Origin of the sequence: Embleya australiensis (assembly GCF_051903075.1) — a bacterium.
Classification (GTDB): domain Bacteria; phylum Actinomycetota; class Actinomycetes; order Streptomycetales; family Streptomycetaceae; genus Embleya.
The window spans coordinates 6,902,407-6,923,125 of the sequence record NZ_CP182422.1 but is presented as its reverse complement, the minus strand read 5'-3'; the positions used below and the strand labels follow the sequence as shown (position 1 = coordinate 6,923,125).

Here is a 20,719-nt window from a genome sequence, read left to right as displayed (position 1 = left end):
GGCTGCGGGTCTCGGTGGCGGACACGCGTACTCCTGTTCGAGCGGGGGGAGGGACGGGCGAACGAGCCGGCGGCGCGCCGGACCGGGTCAGGAGTGGTCCCGGTCGGGGCGGCGGCGGAGCAGCAGGTGGGCGCAGAACATGGCGATCGCGCAGCCGGGTACCCAGGCGAGCTGATACCAGTAGAAGAACGGGACACCGGCCAACTCCGGTCCCCGACGCGCGTACCAGGGCACCCACAGCAGCGCCGTGACCGGTGCCGCGAGGAGGGCGCCGGCCGCGATCCGGCGGGTCGCGCCGGTGCGTCCGACGGCGTGCGGGGGTTTCTCCCCGGTCATGTCGCCTCCTGTGGTCGATGCCGCGGACCGACGGATCGTCGGTCTGTGGAAGAGTTGCGCGGACCGGCGATTCGGTTGACAGCCGATTTCCGGCGGATTCGTGCGCGGTCGCCGATCCCGGGTCCGGTACGCTCGCGCAACCTGTGGGCAAGGGCGCCCACGTGCCGAGGCGGACGGTGACGGATGATCGACGGGGCCACGACGGCCGCCTTCCTGATCGTCGTCGGCGGCGCGTCGCTACTGGCCGTGACCGCGCCGAGGCTGCACCGCAACGACGACCTGCCGTCGCTGGAGCGGTGGGCGCTGGCCGATCGTGGTCTGGGCCCGGTGTGGACCTGGTTCCTGCTCGGCGGCACGATCTTCACCGCGTACACCTTCACGGCGGTGCCGGGCCAGGTGTACGGGCGCGGGGCGAGCGCGTTCTTCGCGCTGCCGTACACGGTGATCGTCTGCCCGCTGGCGTTCGTGCTGCTCCCCCGGTTGTGGGCGGTGGCCCGGCAGCACGGCTATGTGACGGTGGCGGACTTCGTCCGGGGCCGGTACGGCTCGCCGGCGCTGGCCCTGGTGGTCGCGCTGACCGGGATCCTGGCCACGATGCCGTACCTGGCCCTGCAGGTCCTGGGCATCCGCGCGGTGCTCGCGGCGGCCGGGTTGCAGGCGCGCGGGGCGGTCGGGGACGCGGCGATGGTGGCGCTGTTCGCCGGGTTGGCGATCGCCACCTACCGGCACGGGTTGCGGGCGCCGACGGTGATCTCGGCGTTGAAGGGGCCGGCGGTGTTCGTTTCCGCCGCGGTGGCGGTGGGGTTCGTGCTGGCCCGATTCGGCGGGCCCGGGCCGATGTTCGAGGCGGCCGATCGGCGGCTGGCCCGATCGGGTCCGGGTGATGCCTCGTTGGTGCTGAGTGCGCATCAGCAGGGCGGGTTCGCCACGCTGGCGCTCGGCTCGGCACTGGCCCTGCTGCTGTATCCGCACGTGCTGACCGCCGGTTTCGCCGCCGCCGGTCCGCACACGCTGCGCCGGGTGTGCGTGGTGCTGCCCGCCTGGACGGCGGTGCTCGCGATGTTCGGGGTGTTGGGCATCGCCGCGCTGGCGATGGCGGTGGACGCGCCGCCGGGCGCCGCCGAGGCGGCGGTTCCGCTGCTGGTGGACCGGCTGCTGCCGGCCTTCCCGGCCGGGCTGGTGTTCGGCGCGATCATCGTGGGCGCGCTGGTGCCGGCGGCGGTGATGTCGATCGCGGCGGCGACCTCGTTCACCCGCAACGTCTACGTCGCGTACTTCCAACCCACCGCCACCCCCAAACGCCAGACCCGGGTGGCCCAGGCGGTGTCGCTGATCGCGAAGGTGGGCGCGGTGGCGTTCGTTTTCGGGCTGCGCGACCAGGCCGCGATCAACCTGCAACTGCTCGGCGGGGTATGGATCCTGCAGATCTTCCCGGCGGTGGTGATCGGCCTGTTCACCCGGTGCCTGCATCATCGGGCGCTGCTCGTCGGCTGGGCGGTGGGCATGCTGGCCGGCACCGTCGCGGTGGTCCGGGAGGGCTTCGTCTCGCTGGTGCGCGTCGAGGTGGGAGGTCACGGCGGGCAGGTGTACGCGGGACTCGGGGCCCTTGCCCTCAACCTCGCGGTCACCCTGGTCCTGACCGGGGTGTACGACCGGTTCGGCGCGACGCGCGGCGCGGACACCACGGCGCTGCCGGCGCGCCTGGCGGTACGTTCGGCCCTGTGGCGGGCTCCCGGGAAGGGGGCGAACGGTTCGTGAAACGGATCCGACGCGACACCTCCGACGCCGCGCCACCGACGCACATCCCGGCTCAGGAGGCCGCTCCCTCGGCGCCTCCCGTCGCCTCGACCCAACCGGCCCCTGCGACCCAACTCGCCCCGGATCCGGGCGGGTCGGATCGGGAGGTCCAGGTGGCGCGCCTGTTCGACCTGCACTACCCCTCGATGCTCCGGCTCGCCACCCTCCTGGGCGCGGACGACCCGGAGAACATCGTCGCCGAGGCCTACTACGAGATCTACCGCAAGTACCGGAAACTGCGCACCCCCGACGCCGCCGCGGCCTATCTGCGGTCGGTGGTCTGCAACCTGACCCGGATGCGAATACGTCACCTCCAGGTCGCCCGCCGACACGTCGAGGACCGGATCGACACGGTGGCCTCCGCGGAGACCTCGGCCCTGCTGCGCGACGACCAGCGGGCGCTGATCCACGCACTGCGCGCACTGCCCGCCCGCCAGCGCGAGGCATTGGTACTGCGCCACTGGTTGTGCCTGAAGGAGAAGGAGATCGCGGCGACCATGGGCATCTCGGTCGGTTCGGTCAAGACGCACACCGCGCGTGGGCTGGCCGCGCTCACGCACGCGATGGAGGTACGGCGATGAGCAACTCCCCCGGTGCCGACGGCCGCACGGCCGATTCGCCCGACACCGAGCACCTCCTGCGCGAGGCCCTGGAGACGCTGGCCGGCGAGGTGCACCCGGCCCCCGACGCGTATCGCGCCGCGCACGGCGACTGGCAGCGCCGCGAACGCCGCCGTCGGCTGATCCTGGCGAGCCTGATCGTCGCCGTCTTCACCCTGGCCGTCGTGCTCGGCCTGCTGGTCCTCAACCACGCCCCCACCGGCCCGGGGCCCATCCCCCACCAACCGCCGTCCCCGTAGCGGATATCCGGCGCGCGGGCAGACGATCCGTCGCCGGCTCGCGACCGACCGAAGTCTTGTTAGTAAAGTTTCCTAACAAGTATTGACGCGGCGCGCGGCACCTTGGGATCGTCGGGCCGACGGTCGGGCCGGAGCCTGCGTCGGCACCCCACGACGGCGCACCCCCGTCGTGTTCCGGCCCGAACGAGCGCACCACCCTGCCCGGTTCAGGCTCGACGACGATCGGCTCCTCACCACCGGAGGACGACGTGCACCTGCCCCAAGCTCTGCGCCCCAACCGCCGAAGGCCGCCATCCCGGGCCTTCCGACACGCTCTGCCCAGGTCCTCCCGATCCCGCGGATTCGCCGCGATCGCGGCGGTCCTGGCCCTGCTCGCCGCCGTGCTCACGCTCGGCGAAACCGCTTCCGCCGCCGAGGTGTTGCTCTCGCGCGGCAAACCCGCCACCGCCTCCTCGACGGAAAGCTCCTCCTACGGCGCGGCCAAGGCCGTCGACGGCAAGTCCGACACCCGTTGGGCGAGCAAGGAGGGATCCGGCGCCCAGTGGCTGAGCGTCGACCTCGGCTCCGACGTCCCGATCTCCCGGGTGCGGCTGAGCTGGGAGGACGCCTACGCCAAGGGGTACCGCATCGAGGTCTCGCCCGACGGCGCGTCCTGGACCAAGGTGTATTCCACCTCGGCCGGCGACGGCGGCACCGACGACATCGGTTCCCTGGCCACCCACGGCCGCCACGTGCGCGTATACGCGTCCACCCGCGGCACCGACTACGGCTACTCCCTCTGGGAGTTCGAGGTGTTCGGCGGCACGAGCGGCCCCGACACCACCGCACCGAGCACACCCACCTCGCCCAAGGTCACCGGCACCACGCCCACCGGCGTCTCGCTGGCCTGGACCGCCTCCACCGACAACGTCGGCGTGACCGGATACGACATCCTGCGCGACGGCGTCGCGGTCGGCACCAGCGTCGGCACCACCTACACCGACACCGGCCTGACCACGGGCGTCTCCTACTCCTACACGATCCGCGCCAAGGACGCGGCCGGCAACCTCTCCGCACCCAGCGCGGCGGTGATCGGCACGCCGCAGGCCGGGAGTTCGTCCTTCACCGTGGTCGCCGCCGGGGACATCTCCGACCCGGGCTGCACCGCGAGCCAGGAATGCGGCGCCCAGCAGACCGCACGCCGGGTCGAGGCGATCAACCCGGACGAGGTGATCACCCTGGGGGACAACCAATACGACACCGGCAGTCTGTCCGACTACCGCAAGTACTACGACACCACCTGGGGCCGGTTCAAGGCCAAGACCCGCCCCGCCCCCGGCAACCACGAGTACGACGACAGCACCCCGGAAGCCGGATACAAGGCATACTTCGGCGACCGCGCCACCCCCAACGGCACCACCTGGTACAGCTGGGACCGCGGCGGCTGGCACTTCATCGCGCTCGACTCCGAGCAGTCCATGTCCTCCACCTCGGCGCAGCTCAAGTGGCTCAAGGCCGACCTGGCGAACAACACGCAAGGTTGCGTAGCCGCCTACTGGCACAAGCCGCTGTACAGTTCCGGCCCGCAGGCGGACAAGGTCAGCCAGACCGCGTGGCAAATGCTCTACGACGCCCACGCCGACCTGATCCTGAACGGGCACGACCACCTGTACGAGCGCTACGCGCCGCAGAACCCCAAGGCCAAGGCCGATCCCGCCGGCGTGCGTGAACTGCTCGTCGGCACCGGCGGCGCCGATCCCTACGACTTCGAATCCCCGCAGCCCAACAGCGAGAAGCGGGTGACCGGTTCGCCCGCCGTGCTGAAGCTGACCCTCACCGACAGCACCTACTCCGGCCAACTCGTCCGCTACGACGGCACCCAACTCGACTCCTTCGGTCCGGTCACCTGCCACTGACCCATCCGCCCGGCCTCGGAGGATCGCCCGTGTACATCGCCGCCACCCGGCGCGCGGATCAGGCCGGTGGGCGCACGGCGGTCGGGACGTCGCGGGGATTCACCCGCAACGTCCCGGCCAACGTGCTCGCCCTCGGCGCCGTCAGCCTGGTCACCGACATCTCCGCCGAGATGGTCACGGCGGTACTGCCCACCTACCTCGTCCTGACCCTGGGACTGAGCCCGCTGCAATACGGCCTCCTGGACGGCGGCTGGTTCGGCGTCACCGCCATGGTGCGCCTGCTCGGCGGCCAGATCGCCGACCGCACCCGGCGCCGCAAACTGGTCGCGGGCACCGGGTACGGACTGTCCGCCGTGTGCAAACTCGGCCTGCCGCTGGTCGGTTCCTCCGTCGCCGGGCTCGGCCTGGTCCTGGCGGCGGACCGTACCGGCAAGGGTCTGCGCACCGCGCCACGCGACGCGCTGATCACGTTGAGCACCCCGACCCCGCACCTGGGCCGGGCGTTCGGCGTGCATCGCGCGATGGACACCGTCGGCGCCTTCCTCGGCCCGCTCGCCGCGTTCGCCGTGTTGTGGACCACCCACGACGCCTACGACGCGGTGTTCGTGGTCTCCTTCTGCGTCGCCACGTTCGGCGTACTGCTGTTGATGCTGTACGTCCGCGACCATCGCGAACCGGCGCCGCCCCGGCGCGCGGCCTCGCTCCGAGCCGCGTTCGGCCTGCTGCGCCTGGCACCGTTCCGCCGCACCTGCGTGGCCGCCGCACTGCTCGGCCTGCTCACCGTCGGCGACACGTTCGTCTACCTCGTCCTGCAACGCGGATTCGACATCCCGCTGCGCTACTTCCCGCTGCTGCCGCTGGGCACCGCCGGGGCGTTCCTGCTGCTCGCCGTGCCGATCGGCCGGCTCGCCGACCGCGTGGGCCGCTTCCGGGTCTTCCTCGGCGGCCACCTCGCGCTGCTCGCCGCGTACCTGGTCGCCGCCGCGCCCACCGGCGGACACGCGTCCGGGACCGCGTCGCGGTGGGCGGTGCTGCTCGTGGTGCTCGGGCTCCAAGGCCTGTTCTACGCGGCCACCGACGGTGTGCTGATGGCCGCGGCCGGGCCGCTGCTGCCGGTGCATCTGCGCACCAGCGGGCTGGCCCTGCTGCAGACCGGACAGGCCGGTGCCCGGCTGTTGTCCTCGGTGGTCTTCGGCGCGGCCTGGACCCTGTGGGGCGCGGGCCCCGCGCTGTACGCCATGGGCGCCGGACTGGCCGGCTGCCTGCTCCTGGCCCGGCGGCTGCTGCCGTCGGCCCCACTCGACCCGGAGGTGACCGGATGAAGCGCGCGCTCGCCCTGGCCCTGGGGCTGTTGGTCCTGGTCGGCGTGGCGGTCGGCTACTCGACCTTCGCGGCCGACCGCAACGAGGAGGCGACGGTCGAACGCCGCCCGCTCGACCTGACCGCCCGCGGGCGGTTGGTGTTCGTCGACACGAACCGCGCCGGCGGACACCGCACCGTGGCCGACACCGGCCTCGACACCCCCGCCGCCGCCCGCGTCGACAGCGGCCTGCGCTGCGAACGTTTCGCCGTCGGCGCGGGCACCGGCGTCTGCCTCCAGACCCGGGGCGGCCCGCTGCCCGGCACCGACGCGCTGATCGTCGACGCCAACACGAACGTCAAACGCCGTATCGAACTCGCCGGCACCCCCAGCCGGGCCCGGGTCTCCGCGAGCGGGAACATGGTGTCGTGGACGGTGTTCGTCTCCGGCGAGTCCTACAACAAGACCGGATTCTCCACCTGGACCGGCATCCTGGACACCCGCACCGACTACACCCTGATCAACATCGAGGCCATCCCGTTGACCGTCGACGGCAAGCCCTACCACTCCCCCGACGTCAACTACTGGGGCGTCACCTTCGCCGCCGACGACAACCGCTTCTATGCCACGGTCGGCACGAAGGGCCACACCTACCTGGTCGAGGGCGACTACGCCAACTGGGAGGCGCACGCCATCCGCGACGGCGTCGAATGCCCGTCCCTGTCCCCCGACGGCACCCGCATCGCCTTCAAGAAGCGCTCCGGCAAGTCCACGTGGCGACTGCACGTCCTGGACCTGGCCACGATGCACGAAACCCCGTTGGCCGAACACGCGAACGTCGACGACCAGGCCGCCTGGCTCGACGACAACACCGTGATGTATGGCCGAGACCGCAACATCTACGCCGTGCCGGCCGACGGAACGGGCAGCCCGCGTCTGCTCGTCACGAAGGGGGCGTCACCGACACTGCTGCGCTGAGGGGTGGCCGGGGTCGGTCACGACGCGGGCAACGCCCGTACCCAGGTGCGGTGTTCGTCCAGGTAGGCGTCCACCACCAAGTCGGACTCGGCGAGGGCCGCCTCGAACTCCGGGTCCGTGAGCGGCCGGGAGCGGAACTCGTGCGCCCACCGCATGCCGTCGAAGTCGTACTCGATCCGCATCGCGTTGACCCCGTCGCCGATCGGCTCGGCGGCGAGGATGTGCACGGCGCCCCGGGGGTGTTCGTTGACCCGGGGCAACTCGTCGTGCCAGCCGCGGCCTTCGCGCTGGATGAGCACCACCCCGTCGTCGGCCACATGGTTCCGACAGGTGTCGAGCATCGCCTTGCGCACCTCGGCCTCGGCCTGGTGCACGAGGTAGGAACCCAACAACACGACGTCGAAACGCTCGTCGAGCCGCAGATCCTCGATCGTGGACAACACCGTCTTCGCCCCGCGCACCCGATCGAGCATCTCCGGCGACTCGTCCACCGCCGTCACCTCCCACCCCCGCTCGACCATGGCATGGGTCACCCGTCCGGCCCCACACCCGAGTTCGAGCAGTCTGCGCGCCCCCTCCCGGGCACCGAGCGCGATCATGTCCGGCTCCTCGCGCACCGGCAACATCCCGTACATCTCCACGGCGCACCCGTCCGGCGTGAATGCCCCGGGCCCCTCGCCGCGAAATCCCTCACGAATACGCGCCATGACCGATCCCCTTCCCCCGAACGGCCCTCGGCCGCCCACGAAACGGACACCAACCCGCCCACCCAAACCGCTGTCACCCGGGGCTGTCAACGGTTCGCAGACCGTGCCGGCCGATCAACAGCGTTCCGACCGGCGTGCGTTCGTGGCGGACCGCACGACCGATGCGGGTGGTGGTGATCAGGCCGGCGGCGCGTAGGGCCGCGGTGTGTTCGGAGACGGTGGCGTTGCTCACCCGCAGGCGACGGGCGAGGTCGCCGGTGGTGTGGCCGGCGGCCAGCGCACACAGGATGTCGGTGCGGGTTCGGCCGAGCACCGCCGCGAGCGCTTCCGCGGTGCCGGCCGGGCCGGTGGGGGTCAGCGGCAGGCCGGGGCCGGCGGGGTAGGTGACGGCCACCGGGCGGTCGGGCAGGTCGGAGATCAGCGGCTGTCCGCTCCAATGGAAGGTGGGCTGGAGCAGCAGGCCGCGCCCACCCAGCGGGATCTCCCGGGCGGCGGGGCCGGCGAACTCCCAGACGTCCTCGTGCAGTCGACTGCCGGGAACCAGCTCGGCGAGGGTCGGACCGAGGCCGTACTCGGCCATGCCCAGGGCGTGGCGAGTGAATTCGGCCCGGTGCAGGTCCTGGACCACGGACCACACCGGGGCCAACACCGCCTCGTAGGCCGCGGGCGGCAACCCGGACCCGACCGGCCGCCCGCTCCCGGCGGATCTGCACCGGGTGATGGGTCCGCGCCGGGTGGGTGTGTTCGGCCACTCGGCGGGCGGTACCACCGCGGCCGAGACGATGGCCGAGGACCGCCGCGTCGCGGCCGCGATCAACCTGGAGGGCTATCTGGACCACCCGCCTCGGGTGCCCGGACAGGTGGGCGAGTTGTACCCCATCGCCCACGACGGGGCCGATCGGCCGCTGTTGCTGATCGACACCGACGGCTTCCCGGAGCACGCCGTGTTGGAGCGTTCCTGGTCGGCGCTGCTCGACGCCTCCGGCCGCCCGGTTCCCCGGCGGCGGATGCGGTCGTCGGCGCACTCCGTGTTCACCGACTACGCGGCCATCGCGCCGCAGTTGGTGGCGTCGGGCCGGATGACGGCGGCCGACCGCGACACGCTGGTCGGCGCGATCGCCCCGGCCCGGTCGATCCCCACGGTCCGCCGGCACGTGCACGGGTTCTTCGCCCGGCACCTGCCGACGCGCTGACGCCGCACGCCTGCCGGCGCACCGACGTCCGGCCCGGCCGGGCCGGCGATGCGCGGCGGTGCGGCAACCCCGGCGCCGATCACGCGCCGGGGTCGCCCCGCCCGGGTCGGCCGCGCACCGGCCCGGGTCACCGCCTTCCGGTCGGTCGGGAGGTGTTCAGGACGTGCGGGGACGCGCGTCCGGCTCCTCGACCCAGTCCATCGTCCGGTCCACCGCCTTGCGCCAGTTGCGGTAGCCGCGCTCGCGCGTGGCCTCGTCCATCCGCGAGGTCCACTCCGCCGCGCGGTGCCAGTTCGCCCGCAGCGAGTCGAGGTCGGGCCAGTAGCCGACCGCGAGACCTGCGGCGTACGCGGCGCCGAGCGCGGTGGTCTCGGCCACGAACGGGCGGGCGACGGGAGCGTCGAGCACGTCCGCGATGGTCTGCATGAGCAGGTTGTTGGCGGTCATCCCGCCGTCCACCTTGAGCGTGGCCAACTCGACGCCCGAGTCGCGCTCCATCGCGTCCACGACCTCCCGGGTCTGCCACGCGGTGGCCTCCAGGACTGCCCGGGCGATGTGCCCCTTGTTCACGTAGGCGGTCAGCCCCGCGATCACCCCGCGCGCGTCCGAGCGCCAGTAGGGCGCGAACAGCCCGGAGAAGGCGGGCACGAAGTAGGCGCCGCCGTTGTCCTCCACGGTCAGTGCCAGCGTCTCGATCTCCGCCGCGGTGGCGATCAGCCCCATCTGGTCGCGCATCCACTGCACCAGCGAGCCGGTGACCGCGATCGAGCCCTCGAGCGCGTAGACCGGGGCGTCCTTGCCCAGTCGGTAGCCGACCGTGCTGAGCAGCCCGTGGTGCGACTGCACGATCCGCGGCCCGGTGTTGATCAGCAGGAAGCTCCCGGTGCCGTAGGTGCTCTTGGCCTCGCCGGGTTCGAAGCAGGTCTGGCCGAACAGCGCGGCCTGCTGGTCGCCGAGCGCGGAGGCGACCGGCACGCCCTCCAGGACGCCCTTCGCGGTGCCGTACACCTCGGAGGAGGAGCGGATCTCGGCCAGCACCGAACGCGGCACGTCCATCGCGCGCAGGATCCGGTCGTCCCAGTCCAGCGTCTCCAGGTTCATCAGCATCGTGCGCGAGGCGTTGGTGACGTCCGTGACGTGCACCCCGCCGTCCGGGCCGCCGGTGAGGTTCCACACCACCCACGACTCCATCGTGCCGAACAGGATGTCGCCCCGGTCGGCGCGCTCGCGCAGCCCCTCGACGTTGTCGAGCAGCCAGCGGATCTTGGGGCCGGCGAAGTAGCTCGCCAGCGGGAGGCCGGTCTCCACCCGGAAGCGGTCCTGGCCGACGTTGCCGCCCAGTTCGCGACACAGTGCGTCGGTGCGGGTGTCCTGCCACACGATGGCGTTGTGTACCGGAACCCCGGTATGGCGATCCCACAACACGGTCGTCTCGCGCTGGTTGGTGATGCCGAGCGCGCGGATCTGATCCCGCCGCAGGCCGGCCCGGTCCAGCGCGCCGGCGACGACCGCCTGCACCACACTCCAGATCTCGGCGGCGTCGTGCTCGACCCATCCCGGGCGCGGGAAGATCTGCCGGTGCTCGCGCTGGTCGACGGCGACGATCCGGCCGTCGGCGCCGAAGATGATGCAGCGGCTGGACGTGGTGCCCTGGTCGATCGCGGCGATGTACGTGTCGGACATGGCTCCTCTTCCGAAGGATCCGAGCGTGGGAGTCGGGTGGGGTGGGGGACGGTCAGAAGGCGAGACGGTACAGGCCGCCGGCCGCGAGCCCGCCCAGCGTCGGGCCGACCACCGGCACCCACGCGTAGGACCAGTCCGAGCCGCCCTTGCCGGGGATCGGCAGGAACGAGTGGGCCAGGCGCGGCCCGAGGTCGCGGACCGGGTTGATCGCGTAGCCGGTCGGGCCGCCCAGGGACAGCCCGATGCCGACCACCAGGAGCGCGGTGATCAGTACGCCGGTGCCGGACAGCGCGAGCCCGTTGGTCAGGCCCTGGGTGAGGATGACGATGACCAGCACCATGGTGGCGATCGTCTCGGTGATCACGTTCTGGATCGGGTGGCGGATCTCCGGAGAGGTGGCGAACACCCCGAGTACCGGCTCGCCGTGTTCCCGGAACTGGCCGAGATAGGTCGCCCAGGCCAGCACGGCGCCGATCAACGCCCCGGTGAACTGCCCGGCCAGGTACAGCGGCACCTTGTCCCACTCTCCCGTCTTGACCGCGATCCCGAGCGTGACCGCGGGATTGAGATGCGCACCGGACAGGGACACGCTCGCATACGCGCCGGCCAGAACCGCGAAGCCCCAGCCGAAGGTGATCGCCAACCAGCCGGCGTGTTGTGCCTTGGACCGGTTGAGCGTCACCGCGGCGCACACGCCGACGCCGAGTAGAACCAGGATGGACGTACCCAAGGTCTCGCCGACGAAGATGTCGCCGTTCGTCATCACTGAGCCCCTTCGTGAATGACACCGGTTGGCCGGCGGCGGAATGCGACGCCGGAATGGGAGACGGCGCCGGACGACACACGGCGCACCCCCGGGAGCGCGCCGGTCACAACGATCGGCCGTCCCGGTTCGGTCTGCGGGATGACTGACGACTGGTGTTCGGGACCGGTACTCGATCGGCCCGTGACGGGTATTCGACTGGTATTCGACATTGACGACCGATGTCCGGCAGTGTTCTCTGCGGGTTGCGCCGCCGTCAAGAGTCGGTGAACATCTCGCCCTCGGCCCGACCGACGGCTGCCGCGGCGCACGGGGCGGGCCCGGACCCGGCCGGCATGTTCACGACCGCTGTTCTACATTGCCAACCTGATCTTCGACGGAGGAGTCGGTATGCCCGGTCCCATCCAGTCGCTGGAACGCGCAGCGGCGATCCTGCGGTTGCTCGCCGGCGGCGAACGGCGCTTCGGCCTGAGCGAGGTCGCGACCACCCTGGGTCTGGCGAAGGGCACCGCGCACGGCATCCTGCGCACGCTCCACCAGGAGGGGTTCGTGGAGCAGGACCCCAAGAGCGGCAAGTACCAGCTCGGCGCCGAGCTGCTGCGGCTGAGCAGTTCCTACCTGGACGTGCACGAGTTGCGCGCCCGGGCCCTGGTCTGGGCGGACGATCTGGCCCGCGGCACCGGGGAGAGCGTGCGGATCGGCGTGTTGCACAAGGGCGGCGTGCTGGTGATCCACCACGTCTTCCGGCCGGACGACAGCCGCCAGGTGCTGGAGATAGGCGCGATGTTGCCGCTGCACTCCACCGCGTGGGGCAAGGTCCTGCTCGCCCTCGATCCGGCCGCGCGCGCGGAGTTGGACGAGACCGACGCGGTCGCCTTCACCGCCCGCACGATCACCGACCCGGCGGCGATGGACGCGGAGAGCGTCACGGTGCGCGAACGCGGCTGGGCGGGCGACGTCGAGGAATCGGTCCTGGGCCTGGCCGGGATCGCCGCGCCGATCCGCGACCGGCGCGGCACCCCGGTGGGCGCGGTGGGCATCAGCGGCGCCGTCGAACGTATCGTCGCCGACGGCGCGCCGCGGTCCACCCTGGTCGCCGCGGTCCGCGACGCGGCCCGCGCCATCTCGCGCGACCTGGGCGCGTCCTTCCCGTACTGAGCCCGCGCGCACCGCCTTCCCTGCGGGACCCGGCCTCGGCGCGCCCGTGCGGCCCCCCGTTTCGACCGGGCGTACTTGACGCTGCCCCACGCGGCCGGAAAACTGTCGTTCGTCGTTCGACAATGCCGACCGCTTAGGTTGGGTTCGGGACACGTCCCGCCCGCACCGTAGTAGCCGGCCGAGTGGAAATGAGACGCGTGATGAGCACCGCCACGGATCCGACCGTCCCCGCACGCGCCCACAGCCGGGCCGAACTCTCGCGCGGCACCCACGACCTGCTCGTCATCGGCGGCGGCATCCTCGGCACGGCGGTGGCCTGGACCGCGGCCCAGACCGGCCTGCGGGTGGCCATGGTCGACGCCGGCGACTTCGCCGGCGCCACCTCGTCCGCGTCCTCCAAGCTGGTCCACGGCGGCCTGCGCTACCTCCAGACCGGCAACCTCAAGCTGGTCGCCGAGAACCACCGCGAACGCCGCACCCTAGCCCGCGACGTCGCCCCGCACCTGGTGCGCCCGCTGTCCTTCCTGGTCCCGGTCTACAAGGACGGCCCGCACGGCTCGGCCAAACTCGGCGCCGGCGTCTTCCTCTACTCGGCCCTGTCCGCGTTCGGCGACGGCATGGGCAAGGTGATCGGCCCCGACAACGCGCTCGAACTCGTCCCGGCCCTGCGCAAGGAGGGCCTGCGCCGCGCCGCGGTGTACGGCGACCACCAGATGAACGACAGCCGGGTCGCGGTGACCACGGTGCGCGCCGCGGTCGAGGCGGGCGCGGTGGTGCTCAACCACGCCGAGGTGGTCGCCCTGCGCAAGGACGCCGGCGGCCGGGTCACCGGCGCCGAACTGCGCGACCGCCTCGACGGCGCCGAATTCGGGGTGAACGCGCGCGTCGTGCTCAACGCCACCGGCCCGTGGGTGGACCACCTGCGCCGGATGGAGGACCCGGCCGCCGAGCCGAGCATCCGGCTGTCCAAGGGCGTACACCTCGTCCTGCGCCAACAGCAGCCGTGGCGCGCGGCGTTGACCATCCCGATCGACAAGTACCGGGTGTCCTTCGCCATCCCGTGGGAGGAGCACCTGCTGCTCGGCACCACCGACGAGGCGTACGAGGGCGACCCCGGCAAGGTCTCGCCGACCGAGGCCGACATCGCGCAGATCCTGGACGAGGCGGGCAACGCCGTCGACCCGGACCAGCTGCGCCGCGAGGACATCACCTACGCCTTCGCGGGCCTGCGGGTACTGCCGGGCGGGGCCGGCGCCACCAGCGAGGCCAAGCGCGAGACGGTGGTCACCGAGGGGCGCGGCGGCATGTTGTCGGTGGCGGGCGGCAAGTGGACCACCTACCGGCACATCGGCCGCACCGTCATGGACAAGCTGGCCAAGGCCGGCGTGGTGGCGCTGGAGCAGGACATGGCCACGCCGCTGCGCCGGGTGGCGCTGCCGGGCTCGGCCAACCCCGAGGCGGTGGCCCACCGGCTGCTCGGCGAGGCCACCGCGGAGGACGGCGTCGACCCGGCGGTGGCCCGGCACCTGGCCTCGCACTACGGCAACCTGGCCTACGACCTGGCCGCGATGGTGCGCGCCGACCGCTCGCTCGGCGAGCGCATCCACCCCGACGGGCCGGACATCTGGGCCCAGGCCGCCTACGCCCGCGACCACGAGTGGGCGATGACGGTGGACGACGTGCTGCGCCGGCGGACCACGGTGACCATCCGCGGCCTGGACACCCCCGAGGTGCGGGCCCGGGTCGAGGACCTGCTGGCGGCCAAGCCACACTGATCCGCGTCACCTTCCTCGGAACTCGTCCGGCGATTTCCGTTATCCGCGTCGATCCTCGGCATCTCCCGAGCAGCGGATGGACGGGAGCGGGCCCGTCACGCCGGTCGAGAAAGTGGATGTGGCTACGTGGAGATCGAGCACGACACCGCCCTGGTCGTCGCCGCCCGGGCCGGTGACCTGCACGCCCGGGACGAACTGCTCGCGGCCTGGCTGCCGTTGGTCTACAACATCGTCGGCCGGGCCCTCGACGGGCACGCGGACGTCGACGACGTGGTGCAGGAGACCATGGTCGACGCGCTCACCGGCCTCGGCGGGCTGCGCGACCCCGAGCGTTTCCGGTCCTGGCTGGTGGCCATCGCGATCAACCGGATCCGCCGCCGGCACGCCCGCCGCGCGTTCACCGCCCCGCTGGACGAGGCGGCCGGACACGCCGACCCCGGCTCCGACTTCGCGAACCTGACGATCCTGCGGCTGGGCCTGTCCGGCCAACGTCGCGACGTGGCGACCGCGACCCGGTGGCTGGACCCGGACACCCGCGAACTGCTCGCGCTGTGGTGGCTGGAGGCGGCCGGTACGCTCACCCGGGCCGAACTCGCCGCCGCCCTGGACCTGCCCGCCACGCACGCGGCGGTCCGGGTACAGCGGATGAAGGAGCAGCTGGAGGCGGCCCGGGTGGTGGTCCGCGCACTGGCCGCCACACCGCGCTGCACGGAGCTGTCCGCGCTCCTCGCCGACTGGAACGGAAGCCCGACCCCCCTGTGGCGCAAGCGCATCACCCGCCACGCCCGCACGTGCCGAGCCTGCGGCGACCACCGCCGAGAGCTGGCCCCGGCCGAGGCCCTACTCGCGGGCCTGGCCCTGCTGCCGCCGACGGTAACGCTGTGGCACCTGGCCACGGGGGCGGGGGCGGCGGCAATGGGCCCGGCGGGCGCGACGAGCACGGCGGGGGCTGCGGCTTCGGGCGGCGCGGCGGGCTCGGGCGCCGCTTACGGCTCGGCGGGCACCTCGGCTTCGGGTGGCGCTGCGGGCTCGGGCAGTGCTTCCGGCTCGGCGGGCACTACCGGCTCGGGCGGCGCCTCCGGCTCGGCAGGCGCTACGGGCTCCGGCGGCGCTGCGGGCTCGGGCAGTGCTTCCGGCTCGGCGGATGCTGCGGGCTCGGGCGGCGCCGGGAACCCGGCCGGGCCCACGGACCCGGGCGGTGTCACGGACCCGGGCGGCGTCCCTGGCTCCGCCGGCGCTTCGAGTGCCGGCGCCGGGCCCGGTGGCGGGCCGCCCGCCCACGCCGACCTTCGGCCGGCTCGTCGGCTCCGGCATACCGCCACGATCGCCGCCGTCGCGCTCGTCCTCGTCGTACTGGCCGCCGTCGTCCTCCTCGACCGGCCCCGCCACGACGCACCGGCCCGAAGCGCGGCCGGACCGACACCGGTCGCCGCGACGCCGCCCCCGCCGCCCTCACCGCTGCCGGCCACGACCCCGCCCCCGTCGCCGTCGCCGAGCACCGAGCCACCCGCCGCCGCCACCACACCGCCGCCCACGACCCGCTCGACCGCCCCCGTCGACACCCGCGCCCGGCTCGAACGCGCCGTCGTCGACCTGGTGAACGCCGCGCGCGCCGAGCACGGCTGCGCCCCGGTGCGAGTCGACGACCGCCTCCGTACCGCCGCCCGCAAACACTCCGACGACATGGCGGCCCGACGCTTCTACGACCACGTCAACCCCGACGGAGTGCACGCCGACGCCCGGATCACCGCCGCCGGATACCGGTGGCGACTGTGGGGCGAGAACCTGAATCGGGGCCGCCCCGACGCCGCACACGTCGTCGACGAGTGGCTGGGCAGCCCGGTGCATCGGGCGAACATCCTCGATTGCGGCTTCACCGACCTCGGCGTCGGCGTCACGGTCGGCCCCGGCGGCACCACCTTCTGGACACAACTCTTCGCGGCACCGGCCTGATCGCCGACCGGCCGGGAAAATCCCGCGCCGATTTCCGTTATCTCCGCGCCCGCCCCGGCTCTCCCAGGTGTCACCGGCGTTCCGGCCGGTCGACGAGCCGTAGCCTCCGAGGAGCCACCCAGCGTGCAGCACCCCAAGCACTCGCAGCACCCCATGCGCCCGAAGCCCTCCGCGCACCGCAAGCGCCCGGCGCACCGCCACCGCCGAGCCGTCACCACGGCCGTGGCCGCCGCCCTGGCCGCGCTCGTCGCGGCCGGCTGCGGATCCACCGAACACCACGACGGCGCAAGCCGATCGACCGCCCCGAGCGCCACCGTCCCGACCACCGACCCCACCGCATCGGCGACGCCCTCCGCAACGACCCCGCCCCCGACGGGCAACCCGACCCCCTCCGGCGGCACCAACCCGAGCAGCACCGCCCCGTCGTCCCGCAAGCCCGCCCCGTCCACCACCACGAGCCGCCCCGGCGCCGACGCCAAGTCCGGGACCGGAGCCGGCACTCGCCCCACCACCGCGTCCGCCGCCGACGGCCCGCCCGGAGCCAACCCCACCGTGCGCGGCAACCGCCCGCCCTCGCAGTCGATCACCGACGCCGAGGCCATGTCGCTGGAACTGCTCAACGCCGAACGGGCGAAGGTCGGCCTGCCGCCGCTGCGCGCGAGCGCCGACCTGAGCGCCTTCGCCCGCACCTGGGCCGAGCACATGCGCCGCAACGGCTTCGCCCACTCCGGCCGCGAGGCCAACGCGCTGGTCACCGGCCGGCGTACCGGCGTGGCCGAGAACATCGTGATGTGGGGCGACCCGGCCATGACCGCCCGCCAGGCCGCCGAGAAGTTCCAGGACATGTGGCGGCACAGCCCCGGCCACTACCGCAACCAGACCGACGCCTCCCACACGGAGGCGGGCATCGGCATCTTCCACGACGAGAGCGGTTGGTGGGGCGTACACGAGTTCGCCAACGGCTGAGCCCCCGACCCGCCGAGGCGCAACCACCCCCGTCTCACCCCGCCGCGGCGCCCCCCGGCCGGAAGTCCGGGTGGTCGAGGAGGTCGGCCGCCAACGCCCGCGCATACGCCTCGTCCGTGTCCGGGATCGAGAAGACCACCCGGAAGTACAGCGGGGCGATGATGCGATCGATGACCTGCTGCCGAGTGGGGACCACCCGGCCCCGCTCGGCCGCCTTCGCGAGCAGTGCGTCGATCCGTACGGCGCACCGGTCCAGGCACCTCGCCAGACCGGCCCGCCGGTCGTCGGGGTCCGGCGCCACCTCGGCCCGGAAGAACGCGATGCCGCCCGGCCGGGAGAAGTCGACCAGCGCCCACGCCGCGTAACCGGCCAGATCCTCGTCCAGCGCGCCGGTGGGCTCGGGCGGCCGGTCGGTGTCGTGCCGGACCAGCGCCACGTCCGCCAACAGCCCGGCCACCGTGCCCCAACGCCGGTACACGGTGGTCGGGTTGACCCCCGCCCGAGCCGCGACGGCGGGCATGGTCACCCGATCGGCGCCGAGTTCGCAGACCAGTTCGGTGGCCGCCCGATGCACCGCGGCCTGCACCCGGGCGCTGCGACCGCCCGGTCGGCTGGGACCGGGTACCCGGTCCGGGGCTGCGTTCATGCGAGTCATCTTAATGCAAAGAACTTTGCTATAGGGCTGCCCCTGTGGTTAGTCTCACCCTAAAGCCAAGTCTTTTGCTTTAGGGGACACTCGTGACAACCGCCGCACCCGCGACCCGGTCGCACCCGCAGACCGCTCCGACATCCGGGCGAATATCCCGCCGCGCCGCGTTCTGGACGCTCGCCGGAATCCTGTTCGCCTTCATGTGCGCGGCGGCGGCCCCGTCCCCGCTCTACGTCGTCTACCAATCCCGATGGCATTTCTCCGCGACCACCCTGACCGTGGTCTTCGCGCTCTACGCACTGGCGCTGCTGATCGCACTGATGGTGGTCGGGGCACTGTCCGACCACGTCGGCCGCCGTCCGGTGCTGATCGCCGCGCTCGCCGCCGAGGCCGTCGCGATGGCGCTGTTCGTGGTCGCCGACGGAGTCCCGTGGCTGCTCGCCGCCCGCGCGGTGCAGGGCCTCGCCACCGGCGCGGCCACCGGCGCGATCAGCGCCGGCGTGATGGACCTCCAGTCCGGCCGCCGCCCGGGCCTGGCCACCCTGGTCAACAGCGCGGGCCCCGGCATCGGACTCGGCGCCGGCGCCCTCGGCTCGGGCCTGCTGGTGGAGTACGCCCCCGCGCCCCGCGCGCTGGTCTTCGTCATCCTCGGCGTGCTGTTCCTGATCGGCATCGCCGCCGTCGCGGTGATGCCGGAGACCGCCCGGCCGCACCCCGGCGCCCTTGCCTCGCTGCGCCCCCGGGTCGGCATCCCGTCCGGCACCCGGGGCCGATTCCTGGCCGTCGTCCCGACCCTGGTCGCCACCTGGGCCGTCGCCGGCCTGTACCTGTCGCTCGGCCCGTCGCTGGCGGCCGGCATCCTCGGCGTGCGCAGCCACCTGATCGGCGGTCTCGTCGTCTTCGCCCTGATGATCGCGACCGCGACCGCCTCGATCGTGCTCGGCGGCCGCAGGTCGCCCGTCCTGATGGCCGGCGGCTCGCTGACCCTGGCGCTCGGCCTCGGGATCACCCTGATCGCCCTGCACGCCGGCTCCGTCCCGCTGTTCTTCGTCGGCACCGTGATCGCGGGCATCGGCTTCGGCAGTGCCTTCCTCGGCGCGTTCGGCATCCTCGCCACACTGGCCGAACCGAGCCGCCGGGCCGAGTTGTTCGCCACCGTGTACACGGTCAACTACCTGGCCTTCAGCCTCCCCGCCGTGGCCGCCGGCATGGCGGTGTCCCCGATCGGCCTGAGCCGCACCGCCGACATCTACGCGAGCACCGTAATCGTGATCGCCCTGGCCTCCGCACTTGGCGCGATCATGACCCGAAAAGCTGACAAAACGTCCTAAAATTGGACCATGGCCTCGCGCCGTCGGGCCCGGGGCCATGGCCTCGGAAACTCGGGGACGAACCGTCCGGGAGGACGCCATGCGCAAGGTCGCCGACTGCCGGGACTTCCCCAGCGAATCGAATTGCAGCCTCACCATCGCCGGCACCGAGGACGAGGTCGTCGTGGCCGCCGCCCAGCACGCCCAAGCGGTGCACGGCCACACCGACAACCCCGAACTCCGCGAAGAAATCCGCAAGTCCCTCAAGGACGAGGAACCCGGCCGCTGACCGCACGCCGGGGAGGCATTCCGCCGGTTTACCGCCGCCCCGCGCGGCCACAGTCCACCCATGCCCCCACACGAGACCACTCCGCCCGCGCCGGACCCCGTGGCCGCGCTGGATCGCATCGCGTTCCTCCTCGAACGCGACCAGGCGCCCACGTACCGGGTCAAGGCCTTCCGCACCGCGTCCGCCGTGATCGCCGGACTCGATCCGGCGGAGCTGCGCACCCGGGTCGCCCGGCACACGCTGGGCGAGCTGAAGGGCATCGGCCCCAAGACGGCGGACGTGATCGAGCAGGCGCAGGCCGGCCGGGTCCCGGGCTATCTCGCCGACCTGGAGGCCCGCCCGTCGCCGCTGCCCACCGCGGGCACCGCGCTGCTCGCCGCCCAGCGCGGCGACTGTCACATGCACTCGGACTGGTCCGACGGCGGCAGCCCGATCGACGTGATGGCCCGTACCGCCCGGGACCTGGGCCACGAGTGGACCGTGCTCACCGACCACTCCCCCCGGCTGACCGTGGCCCGAGGGCTGACCGCCGACCGGCTGCGCGCCCAACTCGACGTGGTCGCCGAACTCGCCGCCGAACTGGCCCCGTTCCGCCTGCTCACCGGCATCGAGTGCGACATCCTCGACGACGGTTCGCTGGATCAGGAGCCCGAACTCCTGGCCCGCCTCGATGTGGTCGTCGCCTCGGTGCACTCCAAACTGCGCATGGACGCCCCCGCGATGACCCACCGCCTGCTGACCGCCGTCCGCAACCCCCGGGTGAACGTGCTCGGGCACTGTACGGGCCGGCTCATCCAGGGCAAGGGCCGCCCGGAGTCCACCTTCGACGCCGAGGCGGTGTTCGCGGCCTGCGCCGAGTCGGACACCGCCGTGGAGATCAACTGCCGCCCCGAACGCCGGGACCCCCCGACCCGGCTGATCCGGCGCGCGCTGGCCGCGGGCGTGTACTTCTCCATCGACACCGACGCACACGCCCCCGGCCAACTCGACTGGCAGGCGCACGGCTGCGCCCGGGCCGAGGAGTGCGAGGTACCGGCCGAACGGGTGATCACCACATGGCCGGTGGAGCGACTGCTCGCCTGGACGCGCCCCGCGGGGGACTGACCCG

At 72.8% G+C, this 20,719-nt stretch carries 20 protein-coding genes; 14 read left to right on the top strand and 6 right to left on the bottom strand.

What is annotated here, in order from left to right:
- Positions 1-87: 87 nt before the first annotated feature.
- The gene (locus ACMXN5_RS29980) at positions 88-336 is read right to left on the bottom strand and encodes a DUF3311 domain-containing protein (protein WP_439677869.1); all 249 of its coding nucleotides are present in this window, start codon (positions 334-336) and stop codon (positions 88-90) included.
- 183 nt (positions 337-519) lie between these two features.
- Between ACMXN5_RS29980 and ACMXN5_RS29975 the strand changes: the two genes are divergently transcribed.
- The 6 genes from ACMXN5_RS29975 to ACMXN5_RS29950 all read left to right on the top strand — a co-directional run bounded on the left by ACMXN5_RS29975 (position 520) and on the right by ACMXN5_RS29950 (position 7,165).
- Positions 520-2,094: a sodium:solute symporter family protein gene (locus tag ACMXN5_RS29975; RefSeq protein WP_439677868.1), complete on the top strand. Its 1,575-nt coding sequence runs from the start codon at positions 520-522 to the stop codon at positions 2,092-2,094.
- Positions 2,091-2,714 (top strand): sigma-70 family RNA polymerase sigma factor, encoded by a 624-nt coding sequence (locus tag ACMXN5_RS29970; protein WP_439677867.1) that lies wholly within the window; start codon positions 2,091-2,093, stop codon positions 2,712-2,714. The genes ACMXN5_RS29975 and ACMXN5_RS29970 overlap by 4 nt, the downstream gene beginning before the upstream one ends.
- On the top strand, positions 2,711-2,992 hold the full coding sequence (locus ACMXN5_RS29965) for a hypothetical protein (protein ID WP_439677866.1): 282 nt from the start codon (positions 2,711-2,713) through the stop codon (positions 2,990-2,992). Before ACMXN5_RS29970 ends, ACMXN5_RS29965 begins: the two co-directional genes overlap by 4 nt.
- Before the next feature lie 248 nt (positions 2,993-3,240).
- Positions 3,241-4,887 (top strand): discoidin domain-containing protein, encoded by a 1,647-nt coding sequence (locus ACMXN5_RS29960; protein WP_439677865.1) that lies wholly within the window; start codon positions 3,241-3,243, stop codon positions 4,885-4,887.
- A 29-nt stretch (positions 4,888-4,916) separates the two neighbouring features.
- Positions 4,917-6,209, top strand: coding sequence for an MFS transporter (locus ACMXN5_RS29955; RefSeq protein WP_439677864.1), 1,293 nt, complete (start codon positions 4,917-4,919; stop codon positions 6,207-6,209).
- Entirely contained in the window at positions 6,206-7,165 is a 960-nt protein-coding gene (locus ACMXN5_RS29950) for a hypothetical protein (protein WP_439677863.1), read from the top strand. Before ACMXN5_RS29955 ends, ACMXN5_RS29950 begins: the two co-directional genes overlap by 4 nt.
- Positions 7,166-7,182: 17 nt before the next feature.
- On the opposite strand, the gene ACMXN5_RS29945 is transcribed toward ACMXN5_RS29950, so the two are convergent.
- Both ACMXN5_RS29945 and ACMXN5_RS29940 read right to left on the bottom strand, forming a co-directional pair.
- Positions 7,183-7,872 carry a class I SAM-dependent methyltransferase gene (locus tag ACMXN5_RS29945; protein ID WP_439677862.1) on the bottom strand — a complete coding sequence of 230 codons (690 nt, stop codon included), beginning with the start codon at positions 7,870-7,872 and terminating at the stop codon, positions 7,183-7,185.
- Between the two features lie 73 nt (positions 7,873-7,945).
- Complete coding sequence (locus ACMXN5_RS29940; protein ID WP_439677861.1) at positions 7,946-8,545, bottom strand: ArsR/SmtB family transcription factor; 600 nt, start codon at positions 8,543-8,545, stop codon at positions 7,946-7,948.
- Positions 8,546-8,606: 61 nt separating this feature from the next.
- On the opposite strand from ACMXN5_RS29940, the gene ACMXN5_RS29935 reads away from it, so the two are divergent.
- Positions 8,607-9,065 carry a hypothetical protein gene (locus ACMXN5_RS29935; protein WP_439677860.1) on the top strand — a complete coding sequence of 153 codons (459 nt, stop codon included), beginning with the start codon at positions 8,607-8,609 and terminating at the stop codon, positions 9,063-9,065.
- A gap of 156 nt (positions 9,066-9,221) precedes the next feature.
- Here the strand turns inward: ACMXN5_RS29935 and glpK are convergent, their stop codons facing one another.
- Both glpK and ACMXN5_RS29925 read right to left on the bottom strand, forming a co-directional pair.
- Positions 9,222-10,748, bottom strand: coding sequence for a glycerol kinase GlpK (gene glpK, locus ACMXN5_RS29930; RefSeq protein WP_439677859.1), 1,527 nt, complete (start codon positions 10,746-10,748; stop codon positions 9,222-9,224).
- A 52-nt stretch (positions 10,749-10,800) separates the two neighbouring features.
- Positions 10,801-11,511, bottom strand: coding sequence for an MIP/aquaporin family protein (locus ACMXN5_RS29925; protein WP_395798724.1), 711 nt, complete (start codon positions 11,509-11,511; stop codon positions 10,801-10,803).
- Positions 11,512-11,901: 390 nt separating this feature from the next.
- Here ACMXN5_RS29925 and ACMXN5_RS29920 point away from each other — a divergent pair, with 390 nt between their 5' ends.
- The 4 genes from ACMXN5_RS29920 to ACMXN5_RS29905 all read left to right on the top strand — a co-directional run bounded on the left by ACMXN5_RS29920 (position 11,902) and on the right by ACMXN5_RS29905 (position 17,363).
- Positions 11,902-12,669: an IclR family transcriptional regulator gene (locus tag ACMXN5_RS29920; RefSeq protein WP_439677858.1), complete on the top strand. Its 768-nt coding sequence runs from the start codon at positions 11,902-11,904 to the stop codon at positions 12,667-12,669.
- A 200-nt stretch (positions 12,670-12,869) separates the two neighbouring features.
- A complete protein-coding gene (locus ACMXN5_RS29915) occupies positions 12,870-14,444 on the top strand; it encodes an FAD-dependent oxidoreductase (protein ID WP_439677857.1) in 1,575 nt (524 codons plus the stop codon).
- Positions 14,445-14,570: 126 nt separating this feature from the next.
- Positions 14,571-16,397, top strand: coding sequence for a sigma-70 family RNA polymerase sigma factor (locus tag ACMXN5_RS29910; protein ID WP_439677856.1), 1,827 nt, complete (start codon positions 14,571-14,573; stop codon positions 16,395-16,397).
- A 123-nt stretch (positions 16,398-16,520) separates the two neighbouring features.
- Positions 16,521-17,363, top strand: coding sequence for a CAP domain-containing protein (locus ACMXN5_RS29905; RefSeq protein WP_439677855.1), 843 nt, complete (start codon positions 16,521-16,523; stop codon positions 17,361-17,363).
- Between the two features lie 34 nt (positions 17,364-17,397).
- Here ACMXN5_RS29905 and ACMXN5_RS29900 read toward each other — a convergent pair whose 3' ends face one another.
- Positions 17,398-18,009 (bottom strand): TetR/AcrR family transcriptional regulator, encoded by a 612-nt coding sequence (locus ACMXN5_RS29900; protein WP_395790020.1) that lies wholly within the window; start codon positions 18,007-18,009, stop codon positions 17,398-17,400.
- Between the two features lie 92 nt (positions 18,010-18,101).
- Here ACMXN5_RS29900 and ACMXN5_RS29895 point away from each other — a divergent pair, with 92 nt between their 5' ends.
- From ACMXN5_RS29895 to ACMXN5_RS29885, 3 genes are all read left to right on the top strand, one after another.
- Complete coding sequence (locus tag ACMXN5_RS29895; RefSeq protein WP_439677854.1) at positions 18,102-19,343, top strand: MFS transporter; 1,242 nt, start codon at positions 18,102-18,104, stop codon at positions 19,341-19,343.
- 79 nt (positions 19,344-19,422) lie between these two features.
- Positions 19,423-19,611, top strand: coding sequence for a DUF1059 domain-containing protein (locus tag ACMXN5_RS29890; protein ID WP_439677853.1), 189 nt, complete (start codon positions 19,423-19,425; stop codon positions 19,609-19,611).
- A 60-nt stretch (positions 19,612-19,671) separates the two neighbouring features.
- A complete protein-coding gene (locus ACMXN5_RS29885) occupies positions 19,672-20,715 on the top strand; it encodes a PHP domain-containing protein (protein ID WP_439677852.1) in 1,044 nt (347 codons plus the stop codon).
- Positions 20,716-20,719 lie beyond the last annotated feature (4 nt).

What these genes read in the sequence shown, in the direction of transcription:
- ACMXN5_RS29965 (WP_439677866.1), top strand. Translation starts at nt 2,711, where the DNA reads ATGAGCAACTCCCCCGGTGCCGACGGCCGCACGGCCGATTCGCCCGAC.
- ACMXN5_RS29920 (WP_439677858.1), top strand. Translation starts at nt 11,902, where the DNA reads ATGCCCGGTCCCATCCAGTCGCTGGAACGCGCAGCGGCGATCCTGCGG.
- ACMXN5_RS29900 (WP_395790020.1), bottom strand. Translation starts at nt 18,009, where the DNA reads ATGAACGCAGCCCCGGACCGGGTACCCGGTCCCAGCCGACCGGGCGGT.
- ACMXN5_RS29950 (WP_439677863.1), top strand. Translation starts at nt 6,206, where the DNA reads ATGAAGCGCGCGCTCGCCCTGGCCCTGGGGCTGTTGGTCCTGGTCGGC.
- glpK (WP_439677859.1), bottom strand. Translation starts at nt 10,748, where the DNA reads ATGTCCGACACGTACATCGCCGCGATCGACCAGGGCACCACGTCCAGC.
- ACMXN5_RS29890 (WP_439677853.1), top strand. Translation starts at nt 19,423, where the DNA reads ATGCGCAAGGTCGCCGACTGCCGGGACTTCCCCAGCGAATCGAATTGC.
- ACMXN5_RS29975 (WP_439677868.1), top strand. Translation starts at nt 520, where the DNA reads ATGATCGACGGGGCCACGACGGCCGCCTTCCTGATCGTCGTCGGCGGC.
- ACMXN5_RS29915 (WP_439677857.1), top strand. Translation starts at nt 12,870, where the DNA reads ATGAGCACCGCCACGGATCCGACCGTCCCCGCACGCGCCCACAGCCGG.
- ACMXN5_RS29925 (WP_395798724.1), bottom strand. Translation starts at nt 11,511, where the DNA reads ATGACGAACGGCGACATCTTCGTCGGCGAGACCTTGGGTACGTCCATC.
- ACMXN5_RS29945 (WP_439677862.1), bottom strand. Translation starts at nt 7,872, where the DNA reads ATGGCGCGTATTCGTGAGGGATTTCGCGGCGAGGGGCCCGGGGCATTC.
- ACMXN5_RS29885 (WP_439677852.1), top strand. Translation starts at nt 19,672, where the DNA reads ATGCCCCCACACGAGACCACTCCGCCCGCGCCGGACCCCGTGGCCGCG.
- ACMXN5_RS29980 (WP_439677869.1), bottom strand. Translation starts at nt 336, where the DNA reads ATGACCGGGGAGAAACCCCCGCACGCCGTCGGACGCACCGGCGCGACC.